Origin of the sequence: Shewanella sp. Isolate11 (genome assembly GCF_022398315.1) — a bacterium.
Taxonomy (GTDB): domain Bacteria; phylum Pseudomonadota; class Gammaproteobacteria; order Enterobacterales; family Shewanellaceae; genus Shewanella.
In genome coordinates, this window is sequence record NZ_JAKEVF010000003.1 from 168,052 (window position 1) to 182,537 (window position 14,486).

Annotated in this window: 10 protein-coding genes and 6 tRNA genes; 3 read left to right on the forward strand and 13 right to left on the reverse strand. The window is 45.0% G+C overall.

Features of this window, described 5'->3' with window-relative positions; all coding sequences use genetic code 11:
• Nucleotides 1-187 precede the first annotated feature (187 nt).
• Together L1D21_RS09860 and L1D21_RS09865 are read left to right on the forward strand one after the other, a co-directional pair.
• Nucleotides 188-1,438, forward strand: coding sequence for a dicarboxylate/amino acid:cation symporter (locus L1D21_RS09860; RefSeq protein ID WP_239845081.1), 1,251 nt, complete (start codon nt 188-190; stop codon nt 1,436-1,438).
• A gap of 303 nt (nt 1,439-1,741) precedes the next feature.
• On the forward strand, nt 1,742-1,927 hold the full coding sequence (locus tag L1D21_RS09865; RefSeq protein WP_239845082.1) for a hypothetical protein: 186 nt from the start codon (nt 1,742-1,744) through the stop codon (nt 1,925-1,927).
• Between the two features lie 92 nt (nt 1,928-2,019).
• Here L1D21_RS09865 and L1D21_RS09870 read toward each other — a convergent pair whose 3' ends face one another.
• From L1D21_RS09870 to recA, 13 genes are all read right to left on the reverse strand, one after another.
• Entirely contained in the window at nt 2,020-3,153 is a 1,134-nt protein-coding gene (locus tag L1D21_RS09870; protein ID WP_239845083.1) for a sodium ion-translocating decarboxylase subunit beta, read from the reverse strand.
• An 8-nt stretch (nt 3,154-3,161) separates the two neighbouring features.
• On the reverse strand, nt 3,162-4,970 hold the full coding sequence (gene oadA, locus L1D21_RS09875) for a sodium-extruding oxaloacetate decarboxylase subunit alpha (RefSeq protein ID WP_239845084.1): 1,809 nt from the start codon (nt 4,968-4,970) through the stop codon (nt 3,162-3,164).
• 18 nt (nt 4,971-4,988) lie between these two features.
• On the reverse strand, nt 4,989-5,234 hold the full coding sequence (locus L1D21_RS09880) for an OadG family transporter subunit (RefSeq protein WP_239845085.1): 246 nt from the start codon (nt 5,232-5,234) through the stop codon (nt 4,989-4,991).
• Nucleotides 5,235-5,787: 553 nt separating this feature from the next.
• Nucleotides 5,788-5,879: transfer RNA gene (locus L1D21_RS09885), tRNA-Ser, on the reverse strand.
• An 8-nt stretch (nt 5,880-5,887) separates the two neighbouring features.
• Nucleotides 5,888-5,964 (reverse strand) — tRNA-Arg (locus L1D21_RS09890).
• Nucleotides 5,965-6,016: 52 nt separating this feature from the next.
• Nucleotides 6,017-6,093 (reverse strand) — tRNA-Arg (locus L1D21_RS09895).
• A 25-nt stretch (nt 6,094-6,118) separates the two neighbouring features.
• Nucleotides 6,119-6,195: transfer RNA gene (locus L1D21_RS09900), tRNA-Arg, on the reverse strand.
• A gap of 37 nt (nt 6,196-6,232) precedes the next feature.
• A tRNA-Arg gene (locus L1D21_RS09905) sits at nt 6,233-6,309 on the reverse strand.
• A gap of 22 nt (nt 6,310-6,331) precedes the next feature.
• Nucleotides 6,332-6,423: transfer RNA gene (locus L1D21_RS09910), tRNA-Ser, on the reverse strand.
• 215 nt (nt 6,424-6,638) lie between these two features.
• Nucleotides 6,639-6,836 (reverse strand): carbon storage regulator CsrA, encoded by a 198-nt coding sequence (gene csrA / locus L1D21_RS09915; protein ID WP_028765292.1) that lies wholly within the window; start codon nt 6,834-6,836, stop codon nt 6,639-6,641.
• A 233-nt stretch (nt 6,837-7,069) separates the two neighbouring features.
• Nucleotides 7,070-9,694, reverse strand: coding sequence for an alanine--tRNA ligase (gene alaS / locus L1D21_RS09920; RefSeq protein WP_239845086.1), 2,625 nt, complete (start codon nt 9,692-9,694; stop codon nt 7,070-7,072).
• 195 nt (nt 9,695-9,889) lie between these two features.
• Nucleotides 9,890-10,339 carry a recombination regulator RecX gene (gene recX, locus L1D21_RS09925; protein ID WP_239845087.1) on the reverse strand — a complete coding sequence of 150 codons (450 nt, stop codon included), beginning with the start codon at nt 10,337-10,339 and terminating at the stop codon, nt 9,890-9,892.
• An 11-nt stretch (nt 10,340-10,350) separates the two neighbouring features.
• Nucleotides 10,351-11,412 carry a recombinase RecA gene (gene recA / locus L1D21_RS09930; RefSeq protein ID WP_239845088.1) on the reverse strand — a complete coding sequence of 354 codons (1,062 nt, stop codon included), beginning with the start codon at nt 11,410-11,412 and terminating at the stop codon, nt 10,351-10,353.
• Nucleotides 11,413-11,744: 332 nt separating this feature from the next.
• Here recA and mutS point away from each other — a divergent pair, with 332 nt between their 5' ends.
• A complete protein-coding gene (gene mutS / locus L1D21_RS09935) occupies nt 11,745-14,312 on the forward strand; it encodes a DNA mismatch repair protein MutS (protein ID WP_239845089.1) in 2,568 nt (855 codons plus the stop codon).
• Nucleotides 14,313-14,486 lie beyond the last annotated feature (174 nt).

Consider the following 14,486-nt stretch of genomic DNA (forward strand, 5'->3'; position numbering starts at 1 on the left):
AAAAAGTTATTAAATCAATAAAAGTAATTACAATAAGTTATAATAAATTCGGTTTGTTAACCAAGGTCATCAATCTATAGAATGACATCTTAGAAAAGTGTAGGTTAACACCTAGATGACATCGGCAAATCCGCAAGTCATTTTTATCCGCGCTTAACGCAATCAAAATAGAATTGGAATTTACCCCATGTGGCAAACGATTAAACAAATCCCATTTTGGCAAAAAGTCCTCGCAGGCTTTATTTTAGGGATCACGCTTGGTGTGGTGCTCGGTGAGAGTGCAACACAACTGAAGCCCCTTGGCGATCTGTTCATTGCTGCTATCAAAATGCTAGTTGCGCCACTGATTTTCTGTGCCATCGTGGTGAGCATCACCTCGCTGGGTGGAGAAGTCAGCCTTAAAAGACTCAGTTTCAAAACCTTAGCCATGTTTATGCTCACAGGTACCATCGCCTCTCTCATTGGCCTGACTGTTGGTAGTCTTATCGATATGGGTGGTAATCTAGAATTAGCGACCACTGAGGTACGTGAGCGTAATATCCCAGGCTTTGCACAAGTACTTCTGAACATGGTTCCGGTAAATCCTTTCGCCTCTCTCGCTGAGGGCAAAGTATTACAGATCATCGTCTTTGCAGCCTTAGTGGGCATTGCTATCAATCAAATTGGCGAGAAAGCCGCACCTCTCAAGCGCACCATTGAAGCTGGCGCCGAAGTGATGTTCCAGCTTACCCGTATGGTTTTGCAATTAACACCTATCGGTGTTTTCGGTTTAATGGCTTGGGTTGTTGGTGAATATGGTTTATCTATGTTACTGCCACTGGGTAAGTTTATTGCCGCCATTTATATTGCAGCGCTAATCCACATCATCTTTGTCTACGGTGGTTTAGTTAAGTTTGCCGCTAAATTAAGCCCGGTACAATTTTTCCGTAAAGCGATGCCGGCGCAGCTGGTCGCTTTCACCACCGCATCGAGTTTCGGCACCCTGCCCGCGAGCACTCGTGCAACCGAAACCATGGGTGTGTCGAAAAAATATGGCGCCTTTGTTTTACCCTTAGGTGCCACCATGAACATGGATGGCTGTGGCGGCATTTATCCTGCAATCGCGGCGATTTTCATCGCACAAATTTACGCTATTCCACTGGATATGACCGATTACATGTTAATTGCTGTCACGGCAACCATTGCATCGGTTGGAACTGCGGGGGTTCCTGGTAGCGCTATGGTGATGCTGACGGTAACCCTTGGAGTTGTCGGCTTGCCATTAGAAGGCATTGCCTTTATCGCCGCTATCGACCGAGTTATCGACATGATGCGTACCGCCACGAATGTGACAGGCGATATGATGACCGCTGTTGTCGTGGGTAAATCAGAAGGCCAGTTGGACGAAGCTCAGTTCTATAGCAGTGAAGATGTTGATGGTTCTGAAGCGACCAGCTAGCTGTTTTTTGCTTATAAAAAAGCCGCTTATGCGGCTTTTTTAATGCTAATAATTAGGGCGTGTAGCTCTTGGAATTGAGTTTAGGTTCGAGATAAAGGCATTTTATCAGAACCTTATAGACAGCCTTTGTTGTCATTCCACTGTGCTAGCACTTTTTCATGTGGAATAACACACATCCAAAGCTCTGCCTCTATAAATATCCACAAATCACTGCAAAAACAAACCTAAAGACCAACACGTCCTAAGATAATTCCAGTAAATCATTTATACTTGCCGCATCTGGCATCAATATCTAGGAAGATTATGGCTCGACTTTTTATACTCCCCATCTTGCTATGCCTGTTCTGGACACTGTTTTTGCACCTAAATGGCGTGCCGTTAAAACAGGGCAAAAAAGGCTTTATTTATATCATAGCCATTAGCGCTGCCGTTATTATTTCATTAGGGGGCTTGCTTTGGCTCACCAAGGGACAAAACTTACGCAACTAGCGTAACGGCCCTGCTTGATTAAGTGCATAATCTGACAACAAAAAAGCGGCGCTCAAAGAGCACCGCTTTTGCATAAATAATTAACTACTTTGCTAACTACCTAACACCGCCAGCAACACACCCGCGGCAACGGCCGACCCCAAAACACCGGCCACATTGGGTCCCATGGCATGCATCAATAGGAAGTTTTGCTGATTCGCTTCAAGACCCACCTTATTAACCACTCGCGCTGCCATAGGCACAGCAGAAACGCCTGCAGCACCAATCAGAGGGTTAATCTTACCGCCGGACAGTTTGCTCATTAGCTTAGCCATTAATACCCCAGCCGCAGTACCAATACCGAAAGCCACAGCACCTAGTACTAAAATACCTAAAGTCTCTAGCTGCAAAAACTTATCAGCAGACAATTTAGAACCCACAGCCAGCCCTAAAAAGATGGTCACTATGTTGATCAGTTCATTTTGTGCCGTATTAGATAGTCTATCGACCACTCCTGACTCACGCATCAGATTGCCTAAACAGAACATTCCGACCAGAGGCGTAGCCGCCGGTAAAAACAGTATCGTTAAGGCTAATACCATCAAGGGAAAGAAGATTTTCTCTTTCTTACTCACTTCCCTGAGCTGCTCCATCTTAATCTGTCGCTCAGACTCTGTGGTCAATAGCTTCATGATGGGGGGCTGAATAATCGGCACCAGCGCCATATAGGAATATGCCGCAACGGCAATTGCACCTAAAAGATCGGGGGCTAATTTCGATGCTAAGAAAATTGCCGTTGGTCCATCTGCGCCACCGATAATTGCAATTGCCGCTGCATCTTGCATCGAAAACTCAAAACCGGGTACAGCGTTAAGAGCGATCGCACCAATTAGCGTGGCAAAAATACCGAACTGCGCAGCTGCCCCCAGCAGCAACATCTTAGGGTTCGCAATCAAGGCGCCAAAGTCTGTTAAGGCACCAACCCCCATGAAAATTAATAGTGGGAATACCCCTGTTTCGATCCCCACATGATAGGCAAAATAGAGCAAACCGCCTTCTTCGGTAAAACCACCGTTAGGAATGTTTGCCAGTACCGCACCAAATCCAATAGGGAGCAATAATAAGGGCTCGAACCCACGCGCGATAGCGAGATATAAAAGTAATCCGCCCACGGCCATCATCAACAGCTGACCACCGGTAAAATTAGCAATCCCCGATTCGGCCCAAAAAGCCAATAATCCGTCCATGTTAACTCCTATCCAATGGCAAGCAGTTGATTACCAACGGCAACAGAGTCACCCTCTTTCACCCAAATTTGATTAATCACCCCATCAAATTCGGCGCGGATTTCGGTTTCCATTTTCATGGCTTCAAGAACAATAATCACATCACCAGCTTTAACCGTATCCCCCACAGCAACATTCACTTTGAAAATATTGCCTGATAGCGGCGCTTTCATCTCAATCTTGCTCACGCCAGAAGGTGCAGGCATTGATGGAACAACAGGCTGGGGACTCGCTGCAGCAGCCGTATCAGCAGTTACAATTTGGCTGATATCACCACCTGCCGTCACTTCAACGACAAAGGTTTGCCCTTGGACATTAACCGTATAAGTTTCGGCTGCCGTTTTAGTGGGTGCTGCGGCTGAAGGTGCTGTTGCGACAGTTTCACTAGGTACTTGTGGTTTAGGCTCAAACGCTTCTGGATTGTTTCTATTTTTGAGAAACTTGAGTCCAATTTGCGGGAATAATGCATAAGTTAACACATCATCATCAAGCTCTGTGGCCAACTCGATAGCATCGTCTGTCGCCTTTGCTGTTAACTCACTGCGAAGCTTATCAAGTTCGGCATCGAGAAGATCGGCTGGTCGACAGCTGATCGCCTCACTACCATCGAGAACTCGGCTTTGTAGCTCAAGGTTTACTGGCGCAGGTGTAGCACCGTATTCACCTTTAAGCACACCTTCGGTTTCTTTGGTCAGCGACTTGTAACGCTCACCCGTCAACACGTTAATCACCGCCTGAGTACCAACAATTTGCGATGTTGGCGTTACAAGTGGAATAAAACCTAAGTCTTCACGTACTCTTGGGATCTCTTCTAGCACTAGGTCTAATTTGTCAGTAGCCCCTTGCTCCCTTAGCTGATTTTCCATGTTAGTCAGCATGCCACCGGGGACTTGGGCACGTAATATGCGTGAATCAATGCCTTTGAGCTCACCTTCGAATGCAGCGTATTTCTTCCTCACATCACGGAAGTAAGCAGCAATCTCTTCTAACAAGGCCATGTCATAGCCAGTTGCACGTTCAGTATCTTCAACCATAGCCACTAAGGTTTCAGTCGCGCTGTGGCCATAAGTTTGGCTCATTGAAGAGATGGCGGTATCGAGTACATCAATCCCAGCTTCGATGGCTTTTTGATAGGTAGCAGTGCTCAAACCTGTAGTAGCATGACATTGCATAGACACGATCAAATTGGTCTGTGACTTAAGCTGGCTAATTAAATCAAACGCATCAAAAGGCTTAAGCAGACCCGCCATATCTTTAATACATAAAGAATGGCATCCCATATCTTCAAGACGCTTAGCCATATCAACCCAGGTCTCAGTGGTATGCACTGGGCTGGTGGTATATGAAATGGTACCTTGGGCATGTCCACCCACATCGACAACCGCTTTGACAGCGGTCTCTAAGTTGCGAACATCGTTCATCGCATCGAAGATACGGAACACGTCAACGCCATTAAGATAGGCACGCTCAACAAAACGGTTAACGAGGTCATCAGCATAGTGACGATAACCTAATAGATTCTGACCCCGCAGCAACATCTGCTGTGGCGTATTGGGCATGGCTTTTTTTAGCTCACGAATACGCTCCCAAGGATCCTCACCGAGATAACGAATACAGGCATCGAATGTGGCACCGCCCCAAGATTCTAGTGACCAAAAGCCCACTTTATCTAGCTGAGGAGCGATAGGTAACATATCTTCAAGACGAAGACGCGTAGCAAGAATAGACTGATGCGCATCACGCAAAACAACATCAGTTAATGCAAGTGGCTTGCTCATAAAATTATCCCTTATTGATTATGCTTTGACGCGATATTGATGAATTGCAGCGGTAATGGCGGCAACCGTTTTTGGCGAAATCGGCTGAGGCTGTCCTGCTCTTGGTACATCAGCGTGATCGGACGCGTCTGATTTAACCGGAGCAAACTTCCAAGCAACTAAGTTTACGGCACCAATCAGTGTCGTTAAAAATAGGAAAACCAATCCCATTCCTAATACCATAATGCCCAAGGCATCCAACATCTGCTGAACTATAGAATCCATATCGTCCTCTCACATTTTTTAATGCGTTAGCGCTATTCCCCAAAGGCACCAACACATTAGTTATTCAGTTTTATAGCAATAAAAACCACGACTAAACTAAAGAATCAATCATTACCAAATGGTAAAAGACTTCAAAAAAGAGACAAAACAATAACCAATCCGCAACAAAAATGCGAGCGCTTTGTAAATTGGTCTTACCAAATTGAATCAAGATCGCGACGTAGGATCAAGATCTAGCACTAAAGAGGGCAAATAATTATCGATTATTGAACTAAAGGGCATAAAAAGACTAAGTAATTAAACTCATCGTAAATTTAGGCGCAAAAAGAATTTACTGACAATAAGAATTGAAGGGCTGTTATGCAAAATTATTCAATGCTAAATAGAATCTAGCTTCAATTTATAAGATGACTTAATACCTATCGGCATAAGCGAAGCTACACAAGATAAGAAGAGTGATGAACAGATACCAATAGTCAGCAATGGAAAAATGAATGCAACAAAATTTAGGCAATAAAAAACCCGTAACACAGGTTACGGGTTTCAAGAATGATGGCGGAGAAGGAGGGATTCGAACCCTCGATGAGATTTAAAGCCCATACTCCCTTAGCAGGGGAGCGCCTTCGGCCACTCGGCCACCTCTCCGTCAAAAATGGTACGCGTGAGAGGATTCGAACCTCTGACCGCCTGGTTCGTAGCCAGGTACTCTATCCAGCTGAGCTACACGCGCAAATCTGTTTCTATAAAGCAAAACAACGGATAAATCCGTCGTTTTTAAAATATGGTACGCGTGAGAGGATTCGAACCTCTGACCGCCTGGTTCGTAGCCAGGTACTCTATCCAGCTGAGCTACACGCGCAAAGATAAAACAAGCAAAATATAGATGGTACGCGTGAGAGGATTCGAACCTCTGACCGCCTGGTTCGTAGCCAGGTACTCTATCCAGCTGAGCTACACGCGCATCTTATATCTATAGACTGCTTTACTTGAAAAATAAATGGTACGCGTGAGAGGATTCGAACCTCTGACCGCCTGGTTCGTAGCCAGGTACTCTATCCAGCTGAGCTACACGCGCATTATTTATATCAAGTAAGAAATGGCGGAGAAGGAGGGATTCGAACCCTCGATGGGAGTTAAAGCCCATACTCCCTTAGCAGGGGAGCGCCTTCGGCCACTCGGCCACCTCTCCGTTTTCTTGGCGCACATATTACTGTTTGAAGAAAATAAGTCAAACCATTTCTCTGAAACATAATCTATTTGGACTGTTTTTAAGCAGTTGCTACTACTATTCAACAACCTATGTGTGCCTTATCGCAAATTAGGTTAAAAATCTGTAGCAAAAAAACAAAAAAGCCAGCGGTTAGCTGACTCTTATCATTAACAAATTAAGTGCGTTTATATCACTTAAAAATTACCGCCTTCTGAAGAGTTTCCTGATTTCTCAGACTGAATACGCTGATAAATCTCTTCACGATGAACTGAAACTTCTTTCGGTGCATTAACACCAATACGCACTTGATTGCCCTTAACGCCTAAAACGGTGACAGTAACTTCATCACCAATCATCAGTGTTTCACCAACACGACGAGTCAATATCAGCATGTTTTGCTCCTTTAGTTCCTAATTCTGCTTTACGGCACTATTCCGTTATGACCTTTATTATACGGTCAGCTTAGTACAAATTAATAGTGTTCTGACAAAAAAGCGCCATCAAATCGACTTAAAATTGACTAAAATGTGCCTCATATCCGTAAGATACATAATTAACACCCTTGTTGTCAGTAAACTATGACATAAAAAAAGCGCTCATTGAGCGCTTTTTTTATGAAATATGATTAACCTAATCGCTGAGTTAACCAAGGTAAAACTGAAGCAAGCGCAGTATCCAGTTCAGCTGGCTGATTACCACCCGCCTGTGCCATGTCAGGGCGTCCACCACCTTTACCGCCAACCTGCGCAGCAACCATAGCAACTAACTCACCCGCTTTCACTTTAGCAGTCAGATCTTTAGTCACACCAACGATCAAGTTAACTTTATCGTCTCCGGCGATACCTAACACTACAATACCCGATTGCAGTTTCTGTTTTAGTTCATCTTGTAAGCCACGTAACGCACCGGCATCGACACCTTCAAGCTTCTTCACTAAAACTTTAACACCAGCAACCTGCTGTGCTTCGTCGGCAAGGTCGGCACTAGTTGCTGCAGCTAGCTTATCTTTAAGCTGTGATAGCTCTTTTTCTAACTGCTTAGTCTTATCAAGTTGCGCCTTCAGCTTAGCGACTAATGAAGCACTATCGGCTTTTAATAGGCTTGCGGCTTTCCCAAGCTGTGACTGCTGCTCGTTAACATAAGTCGTTGCCGCTGCCCCCGTAACCGCCTCAATACGACGAATACCAGCAGCAATACCACCTTCAGAAGTGATTTTGAATAAACCGATATCACCAGTGCGGCCCACATGAGTACCACCACAAAGCTCGATAGAAAAATCACCCATAGTCACAACACGAACTTGTGAGTCATATTTCTCACCAAAGAGTGCCATAGCGCCTTGTGCTTTTGCTTGCTCAATATCCATCACCTGCGCCTTCAGCTCATGGTTACGACGAATTTGAGTGTTAACCAGATCTTCTACCGCTTGAAGCTCATCGGCTTTAACCGCTTCAAAATGTGAGAAGTCAAAACGTAATCTTTCTGGGTCAACCAAAGACCCCTTCTGAGTAACATGGCTACCCAATATTTGCCGAAGCGCTGCGTGCAATAAGTGAGTCACAGAGTGATTCAATTGAGTACGATGTCTTAGCTTCTTATCAACGGCTGCCGATAAAGTTTGACCCACTTTAAGTGAGCCCGCAGTGACTTGACCAATGTGGCCAACAGCTTGAGCGTATTTCTGAGTGTCATTAACAGCAAACTCTACACCATCGCCACTCAATAAACCTTTATCACCACATTGACCGCCGGACTCACCATAAAATGGTGTGCTTTCTAATACGACAACACCTTGTTGATCAGCCGTTAATTCAGTAACAGCCTCACCATCAAGATATAGAGCGACAACATTAGACTGACCCGTCAAACCTGTGTAACCACAAAATTCAGTCTCTGCGTCGATCTTTAAGCTGCTGTTATAATCGGTTCCAAACTGACCAGCAGCTTGAGCACGACTACGTTGCTCTGCCATCTCAGCTTCAAAGCCAGCTTCATCGACTCTAATGTCACGTTCACGACACACGTCAGCAGTTAAATCGACAGGGAAACCATAGGTGTCGTACAATTTGAACGCGGTAGCACCATCAAGAACATTACCTTCGAGTTCATTCAAGGCATTATCTAAAATACCTAGACCCCGCTCCAGCGTACGCGCAAACTGTTCTTCTTCCGCTTTCAGTGATTTCTCAACAATCGCTTGTACTTCTTTAAGCCCTTTGGCTGCGTCACCCATCACTTCGATTAAGGTAGGAACCAACTTATAGAAGAATGCGTCAGTCGCACCTAACTTGTTACCATGACGTACCGCACGGCGAATAATTCGACGTAGTACATAACCACGGCCTTCACTGGATGGCATCACACCATCGGCAATCAAGAAGGCACAAGAGCGAATATGATCGGCAATCACGCGTAGTGATTTATTTTCAAGATCGCTAACAGCTAAGATCTCGGCGGTTTTGGCGATTAATGATTGGAAAATATCAATTTCGTAGTTGGAATGAACACCCTGCAAAATAGCAGAAATACGCTCAATTCCCATTCCCGTATCAACCGAAGGCTTAGGTAGTGGAGCCATGGTGCCGTCGGCTTGACGGTTATACTGCATAAATACAATATTCCAGATCTCGATGAAACGATCGCCATCTTCTTCAGGAGTACCTGGACGACCGCCCCAAATATGCTCACCATGATCATAGAAAATTTCACTACATGGACCACAAGGACCTGTATCACCCATCTGCCAAAAGTTATCAGATGCGTAGGCTGAACCCTTGTTATCGCCGATGCGGATAATGTTTTCGGCTGCTACGCCTATCTCTTTATTCCAGATCTCAAACGCTTCATCATCAGTTTCGTAGATGGTTACGCACAAACGCTCAGTCGGAAGCTTGAGTTCTTCCGTTAGAAAGGTCCATGCAAAACGAATCGCATCTCGTTTAAAATAATCACCAAAGCTGAAGTTACCTAACATTTCAAAGAAGGTGTGATGACGTGCGGTATAACCGACGTTATCTAAGTCATTGTGTTTACCACCAGCACGCACACAGCGCTGTGATGTCGTTGCACGAGTATAGTCACGCTTATCATCACCAAGGAAAACGTCTTTAAACTGGTTCATACCTGCATTGGTAAATAATAAGGTGGGATCATTGCCAGGTACCAGTGAACTGCTGTCCACAACCTGGTGACCGTTTCTGCGGAAAAAATCCAAGAAAGCACTTCTCAGCGCTGCAGTGGTTTGATACATGAAATCATCCTGAATTAGATTACATTCACAGTGAAATTTTATGCTTCACCGATACTTTAAGTTAGCAGGCATTATAAGCAGTCTGCCATTGAACAACCAGAGGTTTAGCCGAGGATAGTGCAAGAAACAGAGAATTTTCTGTGAAGGATACTGTGTCTAAGTGAAAGCGGCCGAGCTTAAATCACTCGATATAGGTTAATCGTCCACTTCGACTTCAAGAGCATAAGATATTTGATCATAAGCAAAACCTTGAGCTAACAGGTAGCGTACTCGTCTGGCACGCTCTTTTTGATCGCTTATAGCTCCTTTGCTGGCATATTTCTTATCAGCTTTGGCGCGGGCTAACTCAAACCAATCACAATCACTTTGATTAAGGGCGGTTTCAATATCATCTTTAGATAGTCCCTTCTGGGCCATCGACTGACGAATGCGGTTTTGGCCGTGGCCTTTACTGATATGAGAGCGCAATAATAAGGCTGCAAACCTAGCATCATCGAGATAACCATGCTCAATACAACGATTAAGCACTAACTCGATTTCAGCGGTTTCAAAACCTTTTTGCAGCAGTTTGGTTTTAATTTGGTAGGTTGAATAATCGCGACGGGCAAGTAGCCCGACCGCGATATGCATTGCAGAGGTTGTCATTGAAAAACAGGTTAGAACACTTCACCAGTTTCTAAATCGATGTTTTCATCGCTGACTGCAGACTCAGCAACAACTTTATTACCACCTAAAAGTGCAGAGCGAAGTGCGGTATCGATTTCTTTTGCAATTTCAGGATTATCCAGTAAGTATTTACCGGCATTAGCTCGGCCTTGACCAATTTTATCGCCTTTATAACTGTACCAAGCACCTGCTTTTTCAATCAGTTTATGCGCCACACCTAAATCGACCAATTCACCGGTACGGTTAATCCCTTCGCCATAAAGAATTTGGAATTCAGCTTGCTTAAATGGTGCTGCAATCTTGTTCTTAACCACTTTAACACGAGTTTCGTTACCGATAACTTCATCTCGGTCTTTAATCGCACCGGTACGGCGAATATCTAGACGTACTGAAGCGTAGAATTTAAGTGCATTACCGCCCGTAGTCGTTTCAGGGTTACCGAACATCACACCAATTTTCATTCGAATTTGGTTAATGAAGATAAGCAATGTATTAGATTGCTTGAGGTTACCCGCTAGTTTACGCATCGCTTGGCTCATCATACGTGCCGCTAAGCCCATGTGAGAGTCACCAATCTCGCCTTCAATTTCTGCTTTTGGTGTTAATGCCGCAACCGAGTCGACAATAATTACATCAACAGCACCTGAGCGCGTTAGTGCATCACAAATCTCAAGAGCTTGCTCACCTGTATCAGGCTGAGAACAAAGCAGATTGTCGATATCGACACCTAACTTTTGTGCGTAAATAGGGTCAAGAGCATGCTCAGCATCGATAAAAGCACAGACTTTACCGTTACGCTGTGCCGCTGCAATCACCTCTAAAGTTAAAGTGGTTTTACCCGAAGATTCTGGACCATAAATTTCAACGATGCGGCCAAGTGGTAAACCACCAGCACCCAATGCGACATCCAAAGAAAGTGAGCCAGTAGAAATGGTTTCGACATCCATAGTACGGTTTTCACCTAACTTCATGATGGAGCCTTTACCAAATTGCTTTTCGATTTGGCCTAGTACTGCACTCAGAGCTTTCTCTTTATTCGCATCAATCTTCATTCTACTTTCCTCTCTATCACAGACGCCGAGCTGTGTTGAATCCGTGGGTATCAAGCGAGCTGCTATCTTTTGGCGCTACGCTCTCTGTCTCAATATGCAAACTAGTATACTGTACAATCATACAGTATCAAGTACTGTTGCTAATTATTTTTTATCAATCTAAAAACAGCCACTTATCGATAGCTTGAAACTAATCGCGACTAAATTGGGCAATTAACTATGATAAATCCTTACTCAGAATCAATTTATTGCTAAGATTGATGACTCCCTTTTTACGGCCATTTTTGCCATAGTGGCACAGAGCATTTTTATCAGGATACCTTGGTTATTTCATGAACGCAGCCGATACTCAAAACCTCGAAAAACACACACCTATGATGCGTCAATATTTGACGCTCAAAGCCGAAGTCCCCGAGATGCTACTATTTTATCGGATGGGTGACTTTTATGAGTTGTTTTACGATGATGCAAAATTAGCCTCAGAGTTATTAGGGATCTCTCTTACCGCTCGCGGTAAAAGTGGTGGCGATCCTATTCCTATGGCGGGAATTCCTTACCATGCGGTTGAAGGTTATTTGGCTAAATTAGTACAGCTAAGAACATCTGTGGCGATTTGTGAACAGATAGGCGATCCCGCGACATCAAAAGGCCCTGTTGAGCGTAAAATCGTTCGAATTGTCACTCCCGGTACGTTAACCGATGAGGCACTACTGCAAGAGCGCCAAGATAATTTATTAGCTGCGGTTTATCACGGCAAAGTCAGTTTTGGTTATGCCACCCTTGATGTTTCTTCCGGTCGTTTCGTCGTCAGCGAATTAGCAACCAAAGAGTCACTAGAAGCTGAATTACAGCGCACTAATCCTGCAGAACTCTTATATAGCGAAGATTTTAGTGAAATGGCATTAGTGAACCATTTCAAAGGCAAACGTCGTCGCCCAGAGTGGGAGTTTGATTATGATACCGCCCATAAACTGCTGCTAGAGCAATTCGGTACTAAAGATCTTTATGGTTTTGGTTTAGGGGATGTCAGGCTATCGCTGCAAGCCGCGGGTTGCTTAATGCAGTATGTTAAAGATACACAGCGTACCGCTCTACCCCATATCAACTCCATCGTCCGTTTTAATCAAAGCGACAGTATTATTTTGGATGCGGCAACCCGCAAAAACTTAGAACTTACTAAGAACCTTCAAGGCGGCGTAGACAATACTTTAGCGTCTATTTTAGACAACACGGCCACCCCAATGGGAAGCCGAATGCTGCAGCGCTGGATCCATGAACCACTGCGCAATCATAATCATATTCGTGATCGTTATGATGCTGTAGAAGAGCTACTAGAATCGGGTGACTTTGAGTCGCTGCACAATCAACTCAAAGCCTTAGGCGATGTTGAGCGAATTACCGCTCGTCTAGCGCTGCGCAGTGCTCGCCCTCGAGATTTTGCGCGTTTGCGCCAAGCCCTATCGTTATTGCCCGAGATCCAACAGCTTTTAAGTCACTGTAATAGTAAGCACCTGACAACACTGGCAAGTGCTTTAGGCCAGTTTCCTGATGAGCATCAATTATTAAGCCGCGCCATCATCGATAATCCACCTATGCTGATCCGCGACGGTGGCGTCATCAAACCAGGTTATAACGCCGAGCTGGACCAATGGCGCGAACTCAGCCAAGGGGCAACCGATTATTTGGCCGATCTCGAAGCCAGAGAGAAACAAGCCACTGGTGCGGCAACCCTTAAAGTGGGTTATAACCGAGTTCACGGCTATTACATCGAGGTGAGCAGACGTGAATCTCATTTGGTACCCATCAGCTATCAGCGACGCCAGACGCTAAAGAATACCGAGCGTTATATCATCGCTGAACTCAAAGAGCATGAAGAGAAGGTGCTCTCTAGCCAAGGTAAAGCACTGGCATTAGAAAAGCAGTTGTGGGATGAACTATTCGATCTACTATTGCCTAAACTTTATGAGTTACAACAATTTGCTCGCGCTGCAGCCGAGTTGGATGTGATCAGCAATTTTGCTGAACGCGCCGAACTGTATGATTATCATCGACCAGAACTGAACGGTGAAAGTGGTATACAGCTCGAAGCCGGTCGTCACCCAGTGGTTGAACAAGTCAGCCAAACGCCCTTCATTGCCAACCCTGTGACACTCAGTCCACAGCGACGCATGTTGATCGTGACTGGACCCAACATGGGGGGTAAATCAACCTATATGCGCCAAGTGGCATTAATCACTTTAATGGCTCATATCGGCTGTTTCGTTCCGGCACAGAGAGCCGTTTTAGGCCCTATCGATCGTATATTCACTCGTATCGGCGCTGCAGACGATCTCGCATCGGGACGTTCCACCTTTATGGTTGAGATGACTGAAACGGCCAATATTCTCCACAACGCCACGCCTGACAGTTTAGTGTTGATGGATGAAATAGGGCGCGGTACATCTACCTATGATGGCTTATCCTTGGCTTGGGCTGCGGCAGAGCATTTGGCGAATAAGCTCAAAGCCATGACATTGTTTGCCACGCACTATTTCGAGCTAACTCAGTTAGCCGAATCACTATCAAATGTTGCCAATGTGCACTTAGATGCCATAGAACATGGCGACACCATCGCCTTTATGCACGCAGTACAAGAAGGTGCAGCAAGCAAAAGTTATGGTCTACAGGTTGCCGCTCTTGCGGGTGTTCCCAGCCAAGTGGTTACCGCAGCCAAACATAAGCTACATCATTTAGAAAGCCGCGATCATCCTGAACAGCAAGCCGCTTCCGGGCAAACGCTTTTAAACTTTAGCGCGCCTGAAGTGTCACCCGTAGTTGAGAGATTACAGCAAATAGATCCAGATCAGCTGTCCGCCAAACAAGCTTTAGATCTTCTCTACGAACTCAAGCAATTAAGCTAACGCTATGGTTAGGGTCATAAAATGACACAGCGCACTCGAAGGCTAATGCCGCTCGCTTTAAGTCATTGAACGATCCTCAGATGGCTTCATAATCGGTCTCAACATTGCTGAGGCCGATTTTTTATGTCTGAAATACATTTTCTAAGCACATCCCACTTGCGTGGGTTGAAGAAA

Coding starts and splice junctions, on each gene's coding strand:
- L1D21_RS09860 (WP_239845081.1), top strand. CDS start 188: ATGTGGCAAACGATTAAACAAATCCCATTTTGGCAAAAAGTCCTCGCA.
- L1D21_RS09865 (WP_239845082.1), top strand. CDS start 1,742: ATGGCTCGACTTTTTATACTCCCCATCTTGCTATGCCTGTTCTGGACA.
- L1D21_RS09870 (WP_239845083.1), bottom strand. CDS start 3,153: ATGGACGGATTATTGGCTTTTTGGGCCGAATCGGGGATTGCTAATTTT.
- oadA (WP_239845084.1), bottom strand. CDS start 4,970: ATGAGCAAGCCACTTGCATTAACTGATGTTGTTTTGCGTGATGCGCAT.
- L1D21_RS09880 (WP_239845085.1), bottom strand. CDS start 5,234: ATGGATTCTATAGTTCAGCAGATGTTGGATGCCTTGGGCATTATGGTA.
- csrA (WP_028765292.1), bottom strand. CDS start 6,836: ATGCTGATATTGACTCGTCGTGTTGGTGAAACACTGATGATTGGTGAT.
- alaS (WP_239845086.1), bottom strand. CDS start 9,694: ATGTATCAAACCACTGCAGCGCTGAGAAGTGCTTTCTTGGATTTTTTC.
- recX (WP_239845087.1), bottom strand. CDS start 10,339: ATGACAACCTCTGCAATGCATATCGCGGTCGGGCTACTTGCCCGTCGC.
- recA (WP_239845088.1), bottom strand. CDS start 11,412: ATGAAGATTGATGCGAATAAAGAGAAAGCTCTGAGTGCAGTACTAGGC.
- mutS (WP_239845089.1), top strand. CDS start 11,745: ATGAACGCAGCCGATACTCAAAACCTCGAAAAACACACACCTATGATG.